Source organism: Kribbella sp. C-35 (assembly GCF_046549195.1).
GTDB lineage: Bacteria > Actinomycetota > Actinomycetes > Propionibacteriales > Kribbellaceae > Kribbella.
Genome location: NZ_JAJPWG010000005.1, coordinates 325596 through 346642 on the forward strand (window position 1 = coordinate 325596; position 21047 = coordinate 346642).

A 21047-nucleotide genomic window follows, 5' to 3' on the forward strand; every position below is an offset into this window, starting at 1 on the left:
CCTCGCTCAGCTAACAACTCGGACAACTCGGCCAACAAGTTCTGGCGATCCCTTGTGGTGCCGCTGATAGTTAAGTTAGTTTCCTATCGATTCTATTGGTCCTGGCGAGGAGGTGCCACCCCCGTGGTTTCGACACCGGCCGTCCTCGGGCTGGACTTCGGCGGGACGAAGATCGCCGCCGCCGTCGGAGACCTGTCCGGTCGCCGCCTCGGCGCGACGACCATCGAGAGCCGGGACGGCGCCGGTGCCGCGGAGGCGATGACCCGCTGCCTGGCAGCGGCGCGCGAACTCCTCGCGGAGGTCGCGCCCGATCACGAGCTGGCCGGTGTCGGCGCGGCGACGCTCGGCATCCCGTACGACGACCGCGTGGAACTGGCTCCGACCTTTCCCGGCTGGGGCGAACTGCCCTTCGGGCGCTTGATCCGGGACGCGTTTCCCGGCGTACCGGTGCGGCTGGCGACCGACGTCAAGGCGGCCGCGGCGGCCGAGCTGCGCTGGGGTGCGCTGACCGGTTGCGACCCGGGGCTCTACGTCAATCTCGGCACCGGTCTCGCGGTCGCGATCGTTGCCGGCGGCACCGTGATCACCGGCGCGCACGGAGCGTCCGGCGAGATCGGCTACAACCTGCGCTCCCCCGCCGACGCGTACGTCGCCGGTGACGAGCGCACGATCCTGGAACACGTCGTCAGCGGCCAGGCGCTCGAGACCACCGGGACCGCCCGGCTCGGGCGACCGGTCACGGCCGCCGACGTCTTCACGATGGCGCGGACCCACCCGGACGCCGCCGTCCTCACCGACGAGTTCGTCCGCGAACTGGCCACCCATCTAGCCAACCTCGCCATCGCCGTCGATCCGTCCCGGATCGTCGTCGGCGGCGGGCTGGTCCGGTCCTGGGACCAGCTCGAACCCGGCCTGCGTCGCGCCCTCGACGCGGCTGTCCCGTTTCCACCGGAGCTCTCGGTGGCACGGTTTCCCACGGACGCACCGCTGATCGGGGCGCTCGCCCTCGGCGTCGAGGCCGCAGGAGTCGACCTCGGCGCCGAAGCATTCGCATGAGCAGGATTCCAGTAGCGAAAGGCAGAAGACGATGAGGGGCATCAAACGCATCGCCGTCGCCGCTGTGGCGGTCGGCGCACTGACCGCCGGGTGTGGCGGTGGGGACAAGCCGATCGGGGACGCGGCATCGTCCAACCCGTCGTCGTCGGCGAGCAGCGGCGGCAGCACCGGGCAGTACAAGAAGGGCGGCACCGTCACGATCGCCAACGTCGGCGGGCAGACCTGGCCGTGCCAGTTCAACCCGTTCAACCCGGCGGTCAACCAGGTCGCGCTCGGTTTCGTCTACGAGCCGCTGACGTTCGTGAACGTGCTGAAGGCCGGCGCCACCACGCCGATGCTGGCCACCGGGTTCGCCTGGTCGCCGAAGAAGGACTCGATCACCTTCACCATCCGCGACGGCGTGAAGTGGAGCGACGGGCAGCCGTTCAGTGCGGACGACGTCGTCTACACCTTCACCCGGATGAAGGAGCAGCCGGCCCTCGACCTCTACTCGCTGTGGACCGGCGCCGGGCTGACCGGCGTCACCGCCGCCGGCAACAAGGTCACGCTGAAGTTCAAGGCCGCAGCCGAGCCGTACTTCTTCAACTTCGCCAACCAGGTCGGCATCGTGCCGAAGCACATCTGGTCGACCGGCGAGGCCGCGTCCAAGCCGGCCACCTGGACGAACCCGAAGCCGGTCGGCACCGGACCGTTCACGGTCGAGTCGTGCACCAGCAACAACATCTCGTACGTCGCCAACGGCAACTACTGGCAGCCGGGCAAGCCGTACGTCGCGAAGGTCCAGTACCCGGCGTACCTGGACAACAACCCGGCCAACCTCGACCTGGCCAGCGGCAAGGCGCAGTGGGGCGGTCAGTACATCCCGAACATCGACAACTTCTACAAGTCCAAGTCGCCGGAGAACAACTACTGGTTCCCGCCGACCGCGAACGTCGCCCTGGTCCCGAACAACGACCCGTCGCGTCCGGCGACCAGCAAGCTCGAGGTCCGGCAGGCGATCGCCTACGCCCTCGACCGGGAGCAGATCTCCAAGATCGGTGAGAGCGGATATCAGCCGGCCGCGAACCAGACCGGTGTCGTCACGCCGACGTTCGACAAGTACTTCGACAAGGACGCGCTGACCGCGGCGGGGTACGACAAGCCGAACCTGGACAAGGCGAAGCAGCTCCTGCAGACCGCCGGGTACTCCGAGTCGAACCCGTTGAAGCTGAACGTCATCACGGTCACCGGCTACACCGACTGGGACGCCTCGCTGGCGGTCGTGAAGCAGCAGCTCGCGAAGGTCGGGATCGAGCTGACGGTCCAGGACCTGCAGCAGCAGTCGTACAACCAGAAGCTGTACACCGGTGACTACGACCTCGCGTACTCCAGCCTGTCCGGTGGACCGACGCCGTACTACGAGCTGCGGCAGCTGCTGTACTCGAAGAACTCGGCGCCGATCGGCAAGCAGGCGAACAGCAACTACTCGCGGTACACGAACCCCGAGGTGGACAAGCTGTTCGACCAGTACGCCGCCGCCGACGAGGCCACGCAGGTCAAGCTGATCAAGCAGATCTCGTCGTACATGATCAAGGATGTGCCGATCATCCCGACCACCGAGTCGGTCGACTGGTACCAGTACAACACCAAGGACCTGGAGGGCTGGCCGACGCAGGACAACCCGTACGCGCAGCCGGCGCCGTACAACATCCCGGATGTCGGTCAGGTGCTGACGAACCTGTACTCGAAGTCCGCCCAAAAGTAAGGGACTGCAAAGCGTGAGCACGAGGAGCTGGTGGGAGTGCGATACCTGATACGACGCCTCGGGTTCTTCGTGCTCACGCTGTGGGCGGCGATGACGCTGAACTTCTTCATCCCGCGGATGATGCCGGGCAGCCCCGAGGAAGCACTGCGGCAACGACTGAGCAAGGGCGGCGCGGTGGTGACGCCGGAGCAGTTGCGGACGGTGCTGGCCGAGTTCGGCTTCGACCCGGGCAAGAACCTGATGCTGCAGTACGTCGAGTACCTGAGGTCGATGGTCACCGGGCACTGGGGTGTCTCGATCGGCAGCAGTCTCGGGTCGCCGGTGACGTCGCTGATCAGCGACGCGTTGCCGTGGACGCTCGGGCTGGTCGGCATCTCGACCGTGCTCGCGTTCGTCCTCGGCACCCTGATCGGTACGGTGGCGGGCTGGCGGCGCGGCGGCCTGATCGACGGGATCGTGCCGCCGGTGTTCATCGTCACCTCGGCGCTGCCGTACTTCTGGGTGGCGCTGCTGCTGATCTCGCTGTTTGCGATCGGCAACAATCCGGTGCTGCCGAACGACTTCAACTACGACCAGGGCCTGACGCCCGGGTTCACCGGTGAGTTCATCTGGAGCGTGATCAAGCACGGCATCCTCCCGGCGAGCACGATCCTGGTCACCGCGGTCGGCGGCTGGATCCTGACGATGCGGAACAACATGGTGACCACGCTGGCCGAGGACTACGTCCGGATGGCCCGCGCGAAGGGCATCCCGGGCCCCAAGATCATGTTCGGGTACGCCGGCCGGAACGCGTTCCTGCCCAACCTGTCCGGGTTCGCGATGTCCCTCGGTTTCGTGATCTCCGGAACGATCCTGGTCGAGTACGTCTTCAACTACCCGGGTCTCGGCTACATGTTCTACAACGCCACGGTGAGCACCGACTACCCGTTGCTGCAGGCCTTGTTCCTGCTGGTGACGCTGGCGGTGCTGATCTGTGTCCTGCTCTGCGACTTCGCGGTGTTCCTGCTCGACCCACGCGCCCGGACGAAGGGGTAACCGATGAGTGCTGTTGTTGCCGGTGCGTCGGCGCCGGTCGCGAGTGTTACCCGCCGGCCCCGTGGTGGACTGTTCCGGGCCATCCTGCGCAACCGGAAGGCGATGGTCGGGGCCGTACTGCTTTTCCTGTTCATCCTGCTCGCCGCGTTCCCTGGGCTGTTCGTCCCGGGTGCGCACCACGATCCACAGGCGATCGGCGACCTGCCACTGCAGAAACCGTCCGGCGCGCATTGGCTCGGTACCACAGGGCTCGGGCAGGACGTGTACGCCCAGCTCATCTACAGCACCCGCGAGTCGCTGGTGATCGCGGTGGTCGCCGGTCTCGGGGCGACGATCCTGTCGGTGATCATCGGCGTCTCGGCGGCGTATCTCGGCGGGTTCGCGGACGACGGGTTGTCGATGCTGACGGACATCTTCCTGGTGCTCCCGACGTTCCCGCTGATCATCGTGCTGGCGACGTACGCCGGTAAGGGCAACCTGACCGTGATCATCATCGTGCTGATCCTGACCGGGTGGTCGTACGGGGCCAGACAGATGCGGGCGCAGGCGTTGTCGCTGCGCAACCGGGACTTCCTGGAGTCGGCGCGGGTCCGCGGCGAGCGTTCGTCGTACATCATCGTCGTCGAGGTGCTGCCGACGATGATCTCGCTGATCGTCGCGAACTTCCTCGGCGCGGCGCTGTACTCCGTGCTCACCGCCGCCGGACTGCAGTTCCTCGGGCTCGGCGATCCCAGCTCACTCAGCTGGGGCACGATGCTCTACTGGGCGCAGAACCAAGGCGCCCTGGTGAACGGCCTGCCCGCGTGGGCGCTCTCACCGGGTCTCGCGGTCGCGCTGCTCGGTGTGTCCTTCGCCCTGCTCAACTACGCGTTCGACGAGATCAGCAACCCCGCGCTGCGGCCGGTTCGGAGGCGACGTGCCAAGTCTTGAAGGCGGGCCACTTCTCGAGGTCCGGAATCTGACGGTCGAGTACGACACCGGGGACCGCCCGGTCGTCGCGGTCGATCACGTGGATCTCGACGTACACGCCGGTGAGTTCGTCGGCGTGGTCGGCGAGTCCGGGTGCGGCAAGTCGACGCTGCTGTTCGCGATCGCGCAACTGCTCAGCTCGCCGGCCGCGATCACCGGCGGCAGCGTCACGTTCCAGGGCCAGAACCTGGTGACGATGAGCGAGAAGAAGCTGTCCGCGTTGCGGTGGCGCGACTTCTCGGTCGTGATGCAGAGCGCGATGAACGCGCTCAACCCGGTGAAGAGCATCGGCGCGCAGTTCCGGGACACGATCATGGCGCATGACGAACCGGTCGCCGACGAGCGGCCGGCCGAGGTACTGCGGCTGGTCGGGATCGACCCGATCCACCTTCGCAGTTACCCGCACCAGTTGAGCGGCGGCATGCGGCAGCGCGCGATGATCGCGATGGCGCTGCTGTTCACGCCGGACCTGATCATCATGGACGAGCCGACGTCCGCGCTCGACGTGGTCGCGCAGCGGTCGCTGATGGTGCAGATCAAGGAACTCCAGAGGCAGCTCGGGTTCGCGGTCATCTTCGTCACCCACGACATGTCGCTGGTCAGTCACTTCTCGGACAAACTGGTGGTGATGTACGCCGGGCAGGTCGTCGAGTTCGGCGACACGCGCGCGGTGTTCGATCATCCGGAGCATCCGTACAGCGCCGGGCTGCTGGACGCGTTCCCGTCGATTCGCGGCCCCAAGGTGCCGTTGACGGGGATCCCGGGCAGTCCGCCGAACCTGGCCGATCCGCCGCCGGGCTGCCGGTTCCAGCCGCGCTGCCCGAAGGCGTTCGAGGACTGCCCGAAGATCGAGCCGGAGCTCTACCAGGTGGGCGCCGTCCAGGCGCGCTGCCTGTTGCACGCCCCTGATCTCGTGCGGGAGGAGGCTCGATGACCTCGGTGGAAGTCGTACCCGGTGAGACCGAGTCGGCCGCCGCGCCGTTGCTCGAGGCAAGGGAACTGACCCGGCACTTCCGGGTCGGCCGCGGGTTCTCGCGGCAGATGCTGCACGCGGTCGACGAGGTGAACTTCTCGATCGGGCGGCAGGAGATCGTCGCGCTGGCCGGTGAGAGCGGGAGCGGCAAGAGCACGATCGCGCGGTTGCTCGCCGGCGTGTACAAGCCGACCAGCGGCGAGATCTTCTACCAGGGCCGGGCGATGTCGACCTTCCGGTCCCGCAAGGATCAGCTCGCCTATCGGGGCGACGCACCGATGGTGTTCCAGGATCCGTTCTCGTCGCTGAACCCGGCGTTCCGGGTGAAGCACGGAGTCCTGCGGAGCCTGAAACTGCACCGGCGGGACCTGACGACGAAGGCGCAACGCTTCGAGGAGGCGGAGCGGGTCATCGAGGCCGTCGGCCTGTCGCCGGCCGGTGACGTCATGCACCGGTACCCGTACGAGCTGAGTGGTGGCCAACGGCAACGGATCGGGTTCGCGCAGGCGCTCGCGCACAAACCGAAACTGATCCTCGCCGACGAGCCGGTGTCGATGCTGGACGTGTCGATCCGGATCGGCCTGCTGAACCTGATGGCGGAACTCCGGGAGACGCAGGGCGTGTCGTTCCTCTACATCACGCACGACATCGCCTCGGCCCGGTACGTCGCCGACCGCTTGATGATCATGTACGCCGGGCACGTCGTCGAGAAAGGCCCGACCGAGTCGGTCCTGCAGAACCCGAAGCACCCGTACACGGACCTGCTCCTCGGCGCCGTCCCCGACCCACGGGCACCCCTGGCCACCGGCATCGAAGGCGACACCGGCGAACCGCCCAAGGTCATCGACCCGGCACCGGGCTGCCGCTTCCGCTGGCGCTGCCCACTTGCTGTCGACCGTTGCCACTCGGAGACACCGATGCTCCGAGTCCTCGGCAAGAACCACGAAGCCGCCTGCCACGTCGCGGAGGCCGACGCAGACTGACGCATCGGCTGATTCTCACGAATCCGCAGCATCGATGTATCTGGGACACGCCTCGATCCCCTTCCCTGTATCTGCCACAGCAGCGGGCCTGGCCCGCTATCGAAAGGGGAAGGGCAATGATCCTTCGCAACAAAGGGATGATCTGCTTCGGTGAGACGGACTGGGACCACGGGACCGCGTCCGACGAGATCTACTGCATCTCCACCGTCACCACGTTCGAACCGCCGTACGCGGGACAGCCTCCCGCTCCCACCGTCCGAACGGTGCACTCCGAGGTCTACGAGGACGTCGATGCGGGCGGCTCGTACAGCTCGGGTCAGATCCTCTACATCGGAGAGGACCGGGAACTCGTCCTCGCAGTCACCTGCATGGAGCAGGACCAGGGCGACGCCGATGAACTGACGGCCAAGGTGAAGGCGGCGGCCGAGATCGCCGCGGTGGCCGGGCACGCGGGCGGGTACGACGTCCCGGACTGGGCTCCCGGTGTCCTGGCCGAGATCGGCACCGCGCTCGTCGGCGGTGGCGACGACAACCTGGGGACCGACACCAAGGTGTTTCGGGCCGGCGAGCTCACCGCGCTGGCGAACGGCGGCCTGAAGGTGGAGCAAGGCATCCAGCACCACTTCTTCACCTTCCACAACGGCGAAGGCTCGACGTACAAGTTCTACTTCGACATCGTTCTGTAGCCCACGGGCGGGCCGGCCTCCGCAAGGCGTGCGGAGACCGGCCCTTTCCGCCACTCTGGACCCCGACACCGTGCAGGCCAGATGACTCCCGGAGCTGACCATGATCTTGTCCGACCGACTGCTCGTTCGCGCCGAGTTGCTGAAGAACCACGGCGTCGAAGGCTTGAACGCGAACCTTTCCAAGGCGGGCCTCGGCCGCCCGCTCCCGGACCTCACGATCCCGGAGACCGGCACCGCCAGGTACGTCGCCGTACCGGTCGCGGGGTCCGATCTCGACGCCGTGCTCGACGTTCTCCGGCAGACTGCCGACGAACCGGGCGACGTCCTGCGCGATGTTCGTTTCGGTGCGACCACGACCGGAGCCGGGAAGCCCGGCCGATTCGAACTTCTGGGCGAGAAGACCGGGCACGGCGTCGCCGATGCCGCGTGGACGCCGGTCGAGGCCACGGCGATGGGACCGCAGCCGAACTGGCGTGCGCTCGATGACCGGCCGGTGATCGCCCTCCTGGACAGCGGCGTCCTGGCGAACCATCCGTGGCTGCCGCAGCCGGTGGACGGGCAACCGTTCGTCCACGACGCAGACGGCTGGGCACAGGTCCGGGCGCTCGACGTCCCTGCGTTGCCGCCGATCGGCAAGGAGCGAAACCTCGGCAGCCATCTCGGGCACGGCACCTTCATCGCCGGCATCATTCGCCGGGTGGCGCCGGACGCACAGGTCCTGTCGGTCAAGGTGATGGACGCGCTGGGTCAGGTCAACGAGGAGAACGTCATCGCCGCCCTCGAGTGGTTGGCCGGGTACGGCGGGCGGGTCGACGTGGTCCTGATGGCCTTCGGCCGCAAGGTCGAGAACGGCGATGATTCGTCGAGCAGTGCCGACCGGGTCAAGAAGGCCGTCGACGCGTTGGCCGGACGCGGTGTTCGGGTCGTCATGTCCGCCGGCAACGACGCGACGACGGATCCCGTGTTCCCGGCCTGTTACGCACCCTTGGCCGGGCCGGGTGTGACGAGCGTCGGCGGCGGCCTGTCCAAGGACTTCCCGGAGGAGTACAGCAGCCGCGGTCCCTGGGTGACGGACTGGCGGCTGGGCGGAGAGGTGGTGAGTTTGATGCCGCTGACACCGGAAGGCAAGAAGCTGGCCGGTGCGGGATACGCGCAGTGGACGGGAACGTCCTTCTCGGCTGCCATCTTCGCCGGCGAGCTCGCTGCGAACTCGTCCGCAAGCTGACCGAACAAGGCTAGGCCGGTCCCGGCCGTACGCCGTAGCATGGCGGGCATGTCCACGGTGAGCCGTGCCGAGCGCGCGACCCGCATCGCCGAATGCCTCGCACAGGCTCGCGCCGGTGACCGGAAAGCGCTCGACACGATCGTGACCGAGCTCAATCCCTTGCTGTGGCACGTCGTCCGGGCCCAGGGACTGGCGACCGACGACAGCGCGGACGTGATTCAGACGACGTGGCTGGAGTTCCTGCGCCGGATCAACGAGATCCGGACGCCCGAAGCGCTGACAGGATGGCTCGTCACGAGCGCTCGAAGGCAGGCATGGCGGGTTCGCGATCAACGCCGGCGCTCCGGCGGCGGCGATCCGGTCCCGATCATCTCGGCCCAGACCGATCCGGGACCAGCCGTCGACGACCTCCTCCTCACCAGCGAGCGCGACAGGGCCTTGTGGGAGCACTTCCAGAAGCTCACCGGCCAATGCCGCGAACTGCTGCGGATCGTTGCCCACGTCGACCGTCCCGACTACGACGTCGTCGCCGAGGCATTGAGCCGGCCGCGAGGCAGCATCGGGCCGACGCGCGGCCGGTGCCTGGCGAAGCTGCGCGATCTGCTCCTGGCGGATCCGCTCTGGGAGGAACGATGACCGAGCCGTTGGACAGCGTGGATCAGGACATCCTCGACCGGCTCGCGGCCGTCCACGCGGCCGTCGATCCGCCGCCTCCGGATCTCGACCTGCTGGTGCGGTTCGCGCTCGACCTCGAGCAGGCCGAGTTCGAGCTGGCCCGCCGTACCGGCGACGTACTGGCCGGGTCCGGCGCACGGGCCGTCGAGCAGACCCGGACGATCACGTTCGAGGCCACTGGACGGACCGTCATGATCACGCTCGCCGAACGGCCCGACGGGCTCCTCCGGATCGACGGCTGGCTCGCTCCCGCGGCTCCGCTGCGCGTCGAGCTGCGATTCGCCGAACCGCTGGAACCACGCGTCGAATCCGCGGACGAAGCCGGACGGTTCGTCTTCGACGAGACACCACGCGGGCTCGCGCAGTTCGTGATCCATCCGCCGGACGACACCACCTCGAGCGTCGTCACCCCAGCAGTCACCCTGTGAAACCGACGGCGGCCGGTGCGACCGACCGGGCGCGGGAGTTGCATGCCGCCGCGGTGCTGGACAGCGACCACGGCCGGCCGGCGGTCGCTGTCCGCCGGCTGAGGTCGGGTCTGGCGCTACTGTCGAAAGCAGAGCCCGCCACCGGACCGGTGGCCGATGCTCAGGCCGCGGAGGAGGTTCGCGCGAGGCTGTTGATGAGCCTGGCCTGGGCGGAGTCCGAACGAGGCCGGGTTGAGCTCGGCCTGCACCTGCTCGACCAGGCAGAGGCTGTCGTTGCCGAGCATCAGCGCGCCGTCCTCCACGCGCAGCGCGCTCTGCTGCTGAAGCGCCAGGGCCGCAACGACATCGCCCTGGGCTGGTACGACTCGGCCGTCACGCTGCTCCGCGAGGACGAGCATCCGCTCGATCTCGTCAAGGTCCTCAACAACCGCAGCATCGCTCTCCTGGAGGCGGGGCGAGTCCGAGCGGCGCGGGCCGACCTGCAGCGCTGCGCGGAGGTCGCACGACGGCAAGGCTTCGAGCTGCACGTGGCGATGAGTCGGGTGAATCTCGGCTGTATCGACGTGGTCGCCGGTGATCTGACGTCCGCGCTCCGGCGGTTCGCTCAGTCGCGCGCCGACTACGAGCGGATCGCGCCGGGCCGACTGCCGATCCTCGCTGTCGAGCACGCTCGCGGCCTGATGGCTGCCGGGCTGTTCACCGACGCCGACCGCGAACTGGCCACCGCTGTCGCCCTGGCGGCGCGGCAGAACCTCAGCCATACTCATGCCGATGCTCTGCACGCCCGAGCGGAAGCAGCCCTCCTGGCCGGTCGTTTCGACGATGCCGTCGCCTGGGCCCGGCAGGCCCGGTCGCGCTTCGTTGGCCGGGCCAACGAACGACGAGCCGCCGTACTCTCGCTGCTGCAGCTCCGTGCCGAGGCGGAGGCGGCGCGCACCGCCGGCGGTGACGGTGCCGGCGGTGACGATGCCGCATCGGTACTGCGATCCGTCGCCGATCGGGCGCGCCGGCTCGCTCCCCGGCTGGGTCTGCTCGGACTGCCCGAGGACCAGCGGGTCGCGGGGCTGATCGCAGCGCGGGCGCTGATCGCCGCGGGCCGGACGGCGGCAGCCAGACAGTTGCTCGTTCGCCACGGCACGTCCGGGCGTTCAGATCGGTTCGACACTCGGTTGATCCGCAAGCACGTACTGGCCGAACTGGCGTTCGCCGAGGACCGTCCAGGAGACGCTTTCCGGCAACTGCAGTCCGGTTTGGAGAGCGTCCATCGGTACCGCGCACAGTTCGGATCGTTCGATCTACAGACCAGCACCTCTGCGCACGGCCGCGAGCTCGCCCGCACCGGTCTCGCCCACGCCACCCGTAACGGTACGCCGGCCAGCGTCTACCGATGGTCGGAACGCTCCCGGGCACAGGCACTTCTGCTGTCACCGGTGCGGCCACCCGACGATCAGGCGCTGGCGACGGCGCTGGAGGAGCTACGGCAGACGCAGTACACCTTGCGGTCTCACGAACTCGCGGGGCGAGAGACCGGGAATCTCCGGTCCCGCGTACACGCCCTCCGCCAACTGATCCGAGAGCACCACTGGTCGGCCCCGGCGTTGTCTCCGGCAACCAGTCCGGTCATCGCTCCCCTCGGGCAGGTGCGGGCCGAGCTCGGCGGCGCCGCGCTTGTCAGCTATCTGCAGGACGGAGATCTGCTCCGGGCCCTGGTGGTCGTCGCAGACTTCGCCAGGCTGGTCACCCTCGGCCCGTACTCCGAGGTCGCGGAACTCACCCGGCGTCTGCGGGCCGACCTCGACGCGCAGGCCGGGCGGGTCTTGCCGGCCCGGCTCGCGACCGCTGTCGATACCGCGACCCGGCTCGACGGAAGCCGGCTCGGAGCCTTGCTACTGGATCCGCTGCTGCCCCATGTCGGCGACCGGCCGCTCATCGTCGTACCGACCGGCGTACTCGCGACCGTCGCCTGGTCGGCCCTGCCTTCCGGGGCGGGCCGGCCGATCACCGTCGCGCCGTCGGCGACCAGTTGGATCCGCGCGCGGCAGCGCTCGGCCCTCGAATCCAAGGTGGTACTGGTCGCCGGGCCCGGGAACGATCGTGGCGCGGCCGAAGTCCAGGCGATCGCCGGACTGTATCGCGAGGCCGTCGTGCTCACCGGTTCGTCAGCGACACCGGCCGCCACGCTGGCCGCGTGCGAGAAGGCGTCGCTCATCCATCTTGCGGCCCACGGTCACCACCAGCTCGAGAATCCGTTGTTCTCCTCCCTGGATCTGACCGGCGGACCGCTGTTCGGCTACGACATCCATGACCTCAACCCGGCCGCGACCGTCGTACTGTCCGCCTGCGACCTGGGTCTGGCTGACGTCCGGCCCGGCGACGAGCCCCTCGGTATGTCGACCGCGTTCCTGGCCGCCGGCGCGTCCACCGTCATCGCGAGCGTCGCCCGGGTGGCCGACCGGACTGCAATGGACATCATGGTCAGATGCCACCGGCAACTCCTCGACGGCAAACCGCCCGCAGCGGCCCTCGCCGCTGCAAGCCCCGCGGGTGGCCACAGCCCGTTCACGTGTCTCGGGGCAGGATAGTTGCCGATCGCAAGATCCACAGGACGCCGAGGTTGTGGATAACGGATTCCCTTGAAAATAAGGGGTTTCTGGCTTTGAAAACTGTCGGTGGCGGTGTCTAGGCTTTGCTGCATGGACAGGCCGCCTGAGTTGATGAGCGATGCCGAGCTGGCGGACGCTCTCGACCAGTGCGACGCGGACCTGGCCCGGGTCGAGACGTGTCGGCTGCGGATCGTCGCGGCGATGGACAAGTCCGGGTACGCCGAACGGGTTGGCGCCCGTGACATGGTCCAGTACCTGGAGTACCGCTACCGCCTCGACCACTCTCGCGCCTTCCGCGATGTCCGCCTGTCCCGCGCTCTGCCCAAGTACCCGGCGGTCGCCGCCGCCCTCCCCAACCCCGAACCGGCCGACGACGACGAGATTCCTCAGGTGTTCCTGCGCCCGGCCCAGGCCGAAGCGATCGTGACCGCGCTGGAAAAGGTCCCGACGACCGTACCGGTCGCCGACCTCGAGTTCGCCGAACGAGAACTCGTCCGCCTGGCCCGCCACCTGGCACCCACCGACCTGCGCAAGGCCGCCGAACAATCCCGCGACATCCTCGACACCGACGGCCCCGAACCCGAAGAACAAAAGGCGGCCGCCCGCGAAACCCTCACCCTCAAAACCGCCGACCGAGGCGTCAAGTTCACCGGCTACCTCGCCAACGAAAACGCCGAACTCCTCCGCACCCTGATCACCGCCGGAGCCCGCCCCCACAAAACCATCGACGGCGACCCCGACCCCCGCTCGCGAGAGAAGCGCCAGGCGGACGCCCTCACCACCACGCTGACCCTCGCCGCCACCGCCCTCGACGCAGGCACCCCGTCTCCCACCATCCCCCGCCCCACCAACCCACAAGCCAGCTCCACGGAGCCTGGCTCCACGCCGGCTGGTTCCACGCCGGCTGGTTCTGAGGAGGGGGCAAGGGCAGACCTTGTGAGCGGCTCGGGTGGTGGTGCGGGTGGTGATGTGGTGCCTGGGTTTGAGGCGAAGGCGAACATCACCGTGACCATCGACCTGCAAGACCTGAAAGCAGCCACCGCCGACGCGATCGGACACACCGTCTACAGCAACGGACTGTCCGCGGCGACCATCCGCCGCCTCGCCTGCGACGCCAAAGTCATCCCGATCGTGCTCGGCTCCAACTCCGAACCCCTCGACGTCGGCCGCAGCCAACGCCTCGTCACCCGCGCCATCCGCCGCGCCCTCAACACCCGCGACCGCGGCTGCGTCGTCTGCGGAGCCCGACCGATCATGTGCGACGCACACCACCTGATCTCCTGGATCGACGGCGGAGAAACCAAGATCTCCAACCTGGTGCTGCTGTGCCGTCGTCACCACTCCGACCTGCACAACGGCCACTGGAACATCACCATCACCGGCGGCGAAGTCCACGTAGCCAGACCCACCTGGGCCGACCCACCACCCCGTCCACGCAGACCATCGGACGAAACACCCCGGTCACACGAGCCACAGGGTGAACGATCGACGCGCCCTGATCCATCGGACGACGCGTCCCGCGCACACGAGCCGCCGGGAGAACGTCCCACACCCCCTGAGCCAGGCGACGGCGGACTCGCGTCCACGGGCAACCCAAGGCCCCAGACCTCAACCCCAGCGGACGACCCGTGGGGTAAGACCGACCTGCCCGCGGACGATCCGCGGGGTGAGACCGACGTACCCGCGGCCAGCGCGCCGGGTGTACGGCCGAGTCGGTGGCATGCGGACGAACTGACGCGGGCGGAGGCGGCCCGGTTCGCGGTATGGGGCGACGACGTGTCGGAGTACTCGTCGGTCCAGAACCGCGCCACGAACGAGGCCGACACCGGCCCGCCGTCCTTCGCGACAGTCTGATCCCACGGGGTCTCGGCGAGCTGCGGGCCGGGCCCGCAGATCTCCTGTGGCGGACTGTCCGTGCCGGGACCAAGGAGCGCGGCCGCCGCGCCCTGACCAGCCGACGCCGGGTCGGCGGCTCGGGCACGTCGAGGCCGGGCCGGCAGGCCGAGGCCGGCAGGTCGGTCGGGCGGCTCGGGCAGATCGAGGCCGGGCCGGCAGGCCGAGGCCGGCAGGTCGGTCGGGCGGCTCGGGCAGATCGAGGCCGGGCGGGCAGGTCGGGTGGGTCGGGCGGGCGGGTGTCTTTGTGTGCCAGGTCTGTGGGTTGAGGGTGTTGTCGTGCGGATCTGGTGCACAAGGACGGGGCCGCTGGAGCTAGCTGAGCGTTATCTCGAGGGTCTGGTTGGTGGTGATTGTTGTCGGGTGGGTGAGGGTGACCATGGCGCGGTTGCCGGTAGCAACTACTCGGGTGGGGATGTGGTCGCGGCCGAGGTGGACCTCGACTTGGCGTGGCGGCGTGGCAGTTTCGAAGGAGAGGGTGTTCAGGGTCATGCGGCCGTAGCGGACGTTTACTGAGGCTGACAAGGACTTCGGCGTACGGCGTTGCGTGTACAGGCCCCAGCCCTCGGCCGCGGTGAAGGCGCAGCGGAAGTTCTCCGGGTGGATGCGTGGGGCGAAGCCGAGGTGGCCGTGGGGGCCGTGGTATTCGTAGCCGCCGGCGGCGAGGTAGACGCCGTAGCCCATCATTGCGCGGGCGTAGTGGTCGCTGGCCTCGATTTCGTTGTAGGGGTTGCGTTTCTCGGCCGAGTAGCGGTCGTACATGGCGCGCGTGACGGCCAGCGCCTCCGCGGTCATACCCTCCGAGAACAGGTGCGCGGCGAACTGGTACTCCTGCCCCGTCCACACCTCGTTGAAGTACATCAGCCCACGTGTCTCGGACGACCCGCCGTGCGGCCAGGTCGCCATGATCACGCCGCTCTCCCCCTCGGTCGTGTACACCCGTCCGACCCCGATCCCCGGCGGCCGGTACGTTCCCGGGTCGGCCCGGAAGTTCGACTCGTACAACCGTGCCAACGCCGTACGCGCCTGATCGGCCGGGAACACCCGCGGCAGGCCGAGCTGGGCCGCGTACGTCTGCCCGTACATCTGGTCGATGAACAACCCGCGGTTGCTGTTCTCGGCCGTCGGATGCGCCGGATCGACCTTCTGCACGTAGTACCCGTACTCCTCGTTCCACAACGTCCGAGCGAGGTACGCCGACCCGCGATCGGCGATCGCCGCGTACCTAGCAGCGCTCGCACCGTCGCCGACCTCACCCGCCATCGCGGCGGCGGCCCGGAGTGCGGCGACGTACAGGCCGCTGATCCATGGCACCTCGCCGAACCACTCGGTGTCGAGCGTGTTCCACTGACTGCCGCGGAAGATCCCGTCCTCGTCCGCGCCGTCCCGGTGCGCGACCAGGAACTCGACGGCCGTCCGCACCCGCGGCCAGACCCGGCGCAAGAACGTCGAGTCCTTGCTCATCTGGTGTTCGCGGTAGATGCGCAGGATCGTCCCGGTCTGCCCGTCGGCGAACGAGGTCGACGCGTCGCCGGCCTCGCCGCGGTTGCCGATCTCGCCGGTCGGCCGGAACGCGATGCCGAGGTCGACCCGTTCCCGGGTGTCGCGTTCCAGGTCGGGGAACAGCCGGCCGATCGCCTGCGCGTAGTTCCAGACGTGCTCGCAGGTGCCGGCGCAGCAGTACGTCCCCTCCCAGGCGTAGAAACGCCCGTCGTCCCAGCGATAGCAGGTACTCGTCGCGATCGTGGATGCCGTCGCGAGGGTCCGTTCGAGGAACCAGTGCGGCAGCGACGAGTCGTCGTACCAGGTCTTCACCCACAGCTTCGTGTCGCGCTCGAGGCGCTCGATGTTGGCCGCCAGATACGAGACAACATCGCGAGCGGAGCCGAAGCGGGTCGCGTAGTGGCGGCGGAACGTCGAGGCGCCGACGAGTTCGGCGAACAGCTCGCGTTCGGGGTTCGGGAAGAACCAGCCGTACGCGAACCGGATCGTCCGTGACTCCCCCGGCCGCAACGTCACCGTGACGGCAACTGTGCCTGCCTGCGGGCCGCTCGAATCGCCCGGACCGGCGGCCGAGTCGAAGAGTGCGTCGGTCGAGGACCAGTCCGCGATCGACGGCCGCGCGACGCCGCCGGGCGTCAACGCGGCCAGCGCGAACGTGCCGCCGTCGGGACGGTCCGCCACGGGCTGCCGGCGGATCGGCCGGTCGCTGAACAGGATCCGGTCGACGTTGACGTGACCCCAGCCGCCGGTGTTGTCGTCGACGATCTGGATCCGCGCCGTGCGGCCAGCGAACGCACCCACGTCCATCGACACCGCGGTGAGCGGCTCGATGTCGGTCCCCGTCGCCGAAGCCACGACCTTCCCGTCGACCACGACGTTCAGACAGGTCTCGCCCTTGTGGTGCCCGCCGCCGACCCACGCCGTGACGAACCGGCGCTCGATGACGAAGTCGCGGCTGGTCAGCGAGCCCGTGAACCGGTCCGGGTCGCCGGTGCCGCGGAAGTTGTACGACGTGACGAACCGCCCGCTCACGTTCAGCTCGGTCCGCAGCCCGAAGGGCCGCCGGAACCCGTCGGGCGTCTCGGCCGCGGTCACCGGGCCTGCGCCGAAGGCGTCACCCGTCACGGTCCACCCGTCGTACGTCGGCTTGTCCCACGTCTCGAACACGATGTCCGGCCGATCCGTGAACACGATCGCATCGCAACTGATGTGCCCCCACGCACCCGCGTGAGCGTCGACGAGCTCGATCCGCGCCGTGCGGCCGACATAGGCGGACAAGTCCAGGAATTGCGCGACCAACGGCTCGCTCTCGTCACCCGTCGCCGATGCGACAACCTGCCCGTCGACGAGGACGTTCACGCACGTCTCGCCAGGATGACGTCCGCCGCTCACGCCGACGGCGACGTACCGGCGCTCGACGATGAACTCGCGGCTCGTCAGCTTCCCGGTCGACCCGTCATTCGCGCCGCCGCGGAAGTCGTACGACGTGACGAACCGCGTGCCCGACACGTTCAGATCGCCGAACCGTTTCATCAGATTCGGTACGTCGAGGGGCCGCACCGGGCCCGCACCGAACGCGTCACCGGTGACGGTCCACCCGTCGTACGTGTCCTTCACCCAGTCCTCGAAGAGGATGTCGCCCTGCTCAGCACCCGTGTCATCGATCGCGCCGAATTCGAGACCGCCCTTGAAGCCTCGCGCCTGCAACGTGGTGGGCTGCCGGAGGCGACTGTCGATGCAGACCGGGTTCTCGGCGTACCCGAGCAGCGTCGCGCGGACCGACGCCGACGACGTGTTCCGCAGCGTGAACGCCATGATCGTCGTGGGCAGCGTCGAGTCCAGCGTGGCCAACGGGACGAACGGCGAGAAGGCCTCCAGTTGCACCGACACCGGGCTGCCTGAGTTGTCAGGGTCGGCGTACGCGACCCGGCCAATCGGGTACGAACCCATGAACCGGACGTCCTTGAACCCGGCCGCGTCGACCGACCGGGTCGTCGTCCGGCCTCGGGTGGTCGTGCGGAGCGCGAAACCCTGGCGGAACTGCGATGCGCCGGGCTGATCAGCGGACAGCGGAAAGGCGTAGTTGTGCCCGGAGAAGTCCGCGCCGCCGAGCGGGAACGAAGTCGGGTTGAAGATGTCCCAGGCCCACAGCCGCCCGTCGCCGGCCAGGTACACCTGTCCCGTCGTACCGCCGCCGACCGGCATCCCGATCTTGGGCAGCGCGGCACCGGTGTACGTCGTCGGCGTACCGCGATCGAACAACACGGCCGGATCGTGTCGCGGCGGCGCCGCTAGCGCTGCTAGCGCCTGGCCCGGGACGGCCATGGCGCCCACCGCAGCGGCGCTGAGGGAGATGAAGGTACGGCGGCTCAGATGTGCCCGGGGGCATTCGCCGGCACAGGATCGGTTCGCGCAACCGGGCGGCAGGTCATGCGTCGTCATTCGGTTCTCCTAGGCGGGACGGGCGGGAGAAATCGATTTCCGACACCGTAGCCAGCCCTGCACACGAGGTCAACGGGTCCCGCCCGGTGGGATACTGTTCGACGCGTATCGAACAAGGTCGTAGGGTGGGGAGCATGCCTCTTGAGCACCGCCGGTCGGTCGTCGCGCTCGCGCTGATCGCCTCGTTCATGGTCTTCGTCGACAGCACGATCGTGAACGTCACCCTCGCCCAGCTCGCGACCCACCTGCACGCGTCCCGTGCCGAGCTCGAGTGGTCGCTGAACGCCTACACCTTGTCGTTCGCCGCGCTGATGCTCGGCGCCGGCGCGATCGCCGACACCCTCGGCGCCAAGCGCGCGTTCCTCACCGGATTACTCGTCTTCACCCTCTCATCGGCGGTCTGCGCGGCGGCCGGCTCGATGCTGATGCTGAACCTCGCCCGGCTCGTCCAAGGCGCGGGTTCCGCTCTCCTGCTACCCAGCGCGCTCGTCCTCGCGACCGGGTCCGCGACCGACGAACACGCACGCCACCGCCTGGTCAGCTGGTGGGCCGCGGCCGGCGGCGCCGGGATGGCGGCCGGTCCCCTGCTCGGCGGCGGTCTCGTCGCGCTCGCGAACTGGCGAGCCGTCTTCGCGGTCAACGTGGTGATCGGCATCCCCGCCGCGATCTGGGCGCTGCGCTCGATGCCGGCCGTCGTACGACGTACTCGACGACTTGATCTGGCCGGGATGGGAACCGCGACCGCGTTCATCGGCGGGCTGGTGTTCGCGTTGATCGAGGCACCGACACGCGGCTGGGGCGATCCCGCGGTCCTCGCAGCAGCCGCGCTGACCGTCGCCGGACTCGTCGGCTTCATCGTGATCGAGCGTTCCGTCCGGGCACCGCTGCTCCCACTCAAGCTGTACGCCGAACGCGGCTTCGCGACCGCCGCGCTTCAAGGCACGCTGCTCAACTTCGCCTTCTACGGCGTGCTGTTCTCGATGAGCCTGCTGCTCCAGCAAGGGCGCCACCTCAGCGCACTGGTCACCGGGTTGCTGTTCCTGCCGTTGACCGGCCTGATCTCGATCGCCAACCTCGCCTCTGCGCCACTCACCCGCCGCCTCGGCCGACCGGCCGTGCTCGCGATCGGCCAAGCGGTCCTGACGCTAGCGCTGCTCGCACTCGCCTGGGCCAGTACGTCGTCCGCGGTCTGGCCGATGGTGCTCGCACTGGTCCCGATCGGGTTCAGCTCCGGTCTGCTCGTCCCGACCATGACAGCCCAGTCCATCGCCGCGGTCGAACCCGACCTGCACGGCGCCGCCTCGGCCGCGTTCAACACATCCCGCCAGATCGGCGGAGCGATCGGCGTCGCGACGTTCGGCCCGCTCCTCGGCACCGCGCACAACCTCGCCAGCGGCTTCGTCACCTGTGCAATCGTCGCCGCCGGGGCGAGCATCGCAGGTCTCGCAGTCACCGCCTTCGGCCGCCGTACCCCGGTCCTCGTATCCTCGGCGGCATGCGATTCGTGATCCGCGACGGGTACGCGCGCTATCAAGGACCCGTCGCCGCCGGCACGCGGCACCGGCACGCCGCGTACCAGCTCGCGATCGGCCCGGAGGTCGCGATGATCGACGACGCCGGCGTGTGCCACCGCGGCCCGGCCCTCGTCGTACCGCCGATGACCTGGCACCGGCTGCTCGCCGCGGACGAGTTGCTGACCTACTTCGTCGAACCGCAGTGTGCGTTCGCGGATCGGCTGCGTGCGTACGACGGGATCGCGGTGCTGGAGGCGATCGACGGCTTGCAGGATCTCGATGCGGCGGCAGCCCGCGCGTCGGCGGACGTCGATCCGCGGCTGGTCGACGCGATGGAGCTGACGCTGACCGAATGGCACCTCTCGATGCCGGAACTGGCCCACCGGGTCGGGCTGTCGCCGCAACGCCTGCGCGCCGTCGCGCGCGAGACGCTCGGGATGCCGCTGGCCCGGTGGCGGGTCTGGGCACGACTGCGCCGAGCTGCGGAGGCGCTGGCAGCCGGTCAGCCGTTGGCCGACGCGGCAGTCACCGCCGGGTTCGCCGATCAGGCGCATCTGAGCCGATGGATGCGCGAGATGATAGGCCTCACGCCGACCGAGGTCCTGCCTGCCCTCAGAGCATCGGACGGTACGCCGTCAGCACCGAGATCGACCCGGTGACGGTCGGCACCACCTCGACCTCGCAGACCTCCTCGAAGCCCGCCCCGGCGATCAGCGACGGCAGGATCCCGTCGGCGTTCGGCTGCGTGTCGGCCTTCCCGTCGGCCAGTTGCACGATCCGGAACGCGAGCCGCATCACCCACGTCCGCTGCAGCCCGTAGTCCGCGATCACGAGCCGTCCGCCAGGCCGCAGTACGGCGTACATCGCGGCCAGGATCGCCCGCTTCACCGGGACCGGGCACTGGTGCAGGACCAGACTCGACACGACAACATCCGCAACCTCCGCCCCGACCACCTCCGCCAACTCGTCCCCCATCCCCTGCCGCCACTCGACGCCGGCGAGCCCGCCGCCGGCTTTGCGCTGCGCGCGAGCGAGGATCTCCGGATCCGGATCGACGCCAACCACCCACGCGGCGGGCTCCGCCTCATGCAGCATGAGCACGAGCGTGCCCGTCCCGCAGCCGACGTCCACGACCAGATCGCCAGGGCGTACGGCGGCTGAGCGCACCACCATCGGCCGCCATACCTTCTCGCGGACCAGGGCCGCGACTACGTCGAAGAAGCGGCTCGGTAGCAACCGGCCCAGGGCCGGGGTGAACGAGGTTTCACTCATGCAGGTAGCTTTCCTGGGGCAGGGGTGGCGTGGCTTGAAGAAATCG

The 21047-nt window shown here is 68.8% G+C and carries 16 protein-coding genes; 14 read left to right on the forward strand and 2 right to left on the reverse strand.

The annotated features are described in order from the left end of the window. Positions 1 to 123: 123 nt before the first annotated feature. From ACLJOO_RS31975 to ACLJOO_RS32030, 12 genes are all read left to right on the forward strand, one after another. Positions 124 to 1056: an ROK family protein gene (locus ACLJOO_RS31975; RefSeq protein WP_410791296.1), complete on the forward strand. Its 933-nt coding sequence runs from the start codon at positions 124 to 126 to the stop codon at positions 1054 to 1056. A gap of 31 nt (positions 1057 to 1087) precedes the next feature. Next, positions 1088 to 2800 (forward strand): ABC transporter substrate-binding protein, encoded by a 1713-nt coding sequence (locus ACLJOO_RS31980; RefSeq protein WP_410791298.1) that lies wholly within the window; start codon positions 1088 to 1090, stop codon positions 2798 to 2800. 30 nt (positions 2801 to 2830) lie between these two features. After that, positions 2831 to 3835 (forward strand): ABC transporter permease, encoded by a 1005-nt coding sequence (locus tag ACLJOO_RS31985; protein WP_410791299.1) that lies wholly within the window; start codon positions 2831 to 2833, stop codon positions 3833 to 3835. A gap of 3 nt (positions 3836 to 3838) precedes the next feature. Beyond that, positions 3839 to 4765 carry an ABC transporter permease gene (locus ACLJOO_RS31990; protein WP_410791300.1) on the forward strand — a complete coding sequence of 309 codons (927 nt, stop codon included), beginning with the start codon at positions 3839 to 3841 and terminating at the stop codon, positions 4763 to 4765. Next, positions 4752 to 5738, forward strand: a complete 987-nt coding sequence (locus ACLJOO_RS31995; RefSeq protein ID WP_410791301.1) for an ABC transporter ATP-binding protein — start codon at positions 4752 to 4754, stop codon at positions 5736 to 5738. The genes ACLJOO_RS31990 and ACLJOO_RS31995 overlap by 14 nt, the downstream gene beginning before the upstream one ends. Further along, positions 5735 to 6760, forward strand: coding sequence for an ABC transporter ATP-binding protein (locus tag ACLJOO_RS32000; protein WP_410791302.1), 1026 nt, complete (start codon positions 5735 to 5737; stop codon positions 6758 to 6760). The genes ACLJOO_RS31995 and ACLJOO_RS32000 overlap by 4 nt, the downstream gene beginning before the upstream one ends. A gap of 116 nt (positions 6761 to 6876) precedes the next feature. Beyond that, the gene (locus tag ACLJOO_RS32005; RefSeq protein ID WP_410791303.1) at positions 6877 to 7446 is read left to right on the forward strand and encodes a hypothetical protein; all 570 of its coding nucleotides are present in this window, start codon (positions 6877 to 6879) and stop codon (positions 7444 to 7446) included. Positions 7447 to 7546: 100 nt separating this feature from the next. Then, positions 7547 to 8671, forward strand: a complete 1125-nt coding sequence (locus ACLJOO_RS32010; RefSeq protein WP_410791304.1) for a S8 family peptidase — start codon at positions 7547 to 7549, stop codon at positions 8669 to 8671. 48 nt (positions 8672 to 8719) lie between these two features. Then, positions 8720 to 9307 carry an RNA polymerase sigma factor gene (locus ACLJOO_RS32015; RefSeq protein ID WP_410791305.1) on the forward strand — a complete coding sequence of 196 codons (588 nt, stop codon included), beginning with the start codon at positions 8720 to 8722 and terminating at the stop codon, positions 9305 to 9307. Next, complete coding sequence (locus tag ACLJOO_RS32020) at positions 9304 to 9774, forward strand: hypothetical protein (RefSeq protein WP_410791306.1); 471 nt, start codon at positions 9304 to 9306, stop codon at positions 9772 to 9774. Before ACLJOO_RS32015 ends, ACLJOO_RS32020 begins: the two co-directional genes overlap by 4 nt. Then, positions 9771 to 12356: a CHAT domain-containing protein gene (locus ACLJOO_RS32025; protein WP_410791307.1), complete on the forward strand. Its 2586-nt coding sequence runs from the start codon at positions 9771 to 9773 to the stop codon at positions 12354 to 12356. The genes ACLJOO_RS32020 and ACLJOO_RS32025 overlap by 4 nt, the downstream gene beginning before the upstream one ends. Positions 12357 to 12467: 111 nt before the next feature. Next, entirely contained in the window at positions 12468 to 14231 is a 1764-nt protein-coding gene (locus ACLJOO_RS32030; protein WP_410791309.1) for a DUF222 domain-containing protein, read from the forward strand. 354 nt (positions 14232 to 14585) lie between these two features. Here ACLJOO_RS32030 and ACLJOO_RS32035 read toward each other — a convergent pair whose 3' ends face one another. Next, positions 14586 to 18215, reverse strand: a complete 3630-nt coding sequence (locus tag ACLJOO_RS32035; protein WP_410791311.1) for a GH116 family glycosyl hydrolase — start codon at positions 18213 to 18215, stop codon at positions 14586 to 14588. Positions 18216 to 18349: 134 nt separating this feature from the next. On the opposite strand from ACLJOO_RS32035, the gene ACLJOO_RS32040 reads away from it, so the two are divergent. Next, on the forward strand, positions 18350 to 19723 hold the full coding sequence (locus ACLJOO_RS32040; RefSeq protein ID WP_410791312.1) for an MFS transporter: 1374 nt from the start codon (positions 18350 to 18352) through the stop codon (positions 19721 to 19723). Next, positions 19711 to 20388 carry a helix-turn-helix domain-containing protein gene (locus ACLJOO_RS32045; protein ID WP_410791313.1) on the forward strand — a complete coding sequence of 226 codons (678 nt, stop codon included), beginning with the start codon at positions 19711 to 19713 and terminating at the stop codon, positions 20386 to 20388. The genes ACLJOO_RS32040 and ACLJOO_RS32045 overlap by 13 nt, the downstream gene beginning before the upstream one ends. Here the strand turns inward: ACLJOO_RS32045 and ACLJOO_RS32050 are convergent. Then, positions 20342 to 21001 carry a class I SAM-dependent methyltransferase gene (locus tag ACLJOO_RS32050; protein WP_410791314.1) on the reverse strand — a complete coding sequence of 220 codons (660 nt, stop codon included), beginning with the start codon at positions 20999 to 21001 and terminating at the stop codon, positions 20342 to 20344. The genes ACLJOO_RS32045 and ACLJOO_RS32050 overlap by 47 nt on opposite strands. Positions 21002 to 21047: the final 46 nt, after the last annotated feature.

Bases quoted from the DNA above. Each gene is read 5' to 3' on its own strand.
- ACLJOO_RS31980 (WP_410791298.1), top strand. From the start codon at position 1,088: ATGAGGGGCATCAAACGCATCGCCGTCGCCGCTGTGGCGGTCGGCGCA.
- ACLJOO_RS32010 (WP_410791304.1), top strand. From the start codon at position 7,547: ATGATCTTGTCCGACCGACTGCTCGTTCGCGCCGAGTTGCTGAAGAAC.
- ACLJOO_RS32050 (WP_410791314.1), bottom strand. From the start codon at position 21,001: ATGAGTGAAACCTCGTTCACCCCGGCCCTGGGCCGGTTGCTACCGAGC.
- ACLJOO_RS31990 (WP_410791300.1), top strand. From the start codon at position 3,839: ATGAGTGCTGTTGTTGCCGGTGCGTCGGCGCCGGTCGCGAGTGTTACC.
- ACLJOO_RS32005 (WP_410791303.1), top strand. From the start codon at position 6,877: ATGATCCTTCGCAACAAAGGGATGATCTGCTTCGGTGAGACGGACTGG.
- ACLJOO_RS32015 (WP_410791305.1), top strand. From the start codon at position 8,720: ATGTCCACGGTGAGCCGTGCCGAGCGCGCGACCCGCATCGCCGAATGC.
- ACLJOO_RS32045 (WP_410791313.1), top strand. From the start codon at position 19,711: ATGCGATTCGTGATCCGCGACGGGTACGCGCGCTATCAAGGACCCGTC.
- ACLJOO_RS32000 (WP_410791302.1), top strand. From the start codon at position 5,735: ATGACCTCGGTGGAAGTCGTACCCGGTGAGACCGAGTCGGCCGCCGCG.
- ACLJOO_RS32020 (WP_410791306.1), top strand. From the start codon at position 9,304: ATGACCGAGCCGTTGGACAGCGTGGATCAGGACATCCTCGACCGGCTC.
- ACLJOO_RS32040 (WP_410791312.1), top strand. From the start codon at position 18,350: ATGCCTCTTGAGCACCGCCGGTCGGTCGTCGCGCTCGCGCTGATCGCC.
- ACLJOO_RS32035 (WP_410791311.1), bottom strand. From the start codon at position 18,215: ATGACGACGCATGACCTGCCGCCCGGTTGCGCGAACCGATCCTGTGCC.
- ACLJOO_RS32030 (WP_410791309.1), top strand. From the start codon at position 12,468: ATGGACAGGCCGCCTGAGTTGATGAGCGATGCCGAGCTGGCGGACGCT.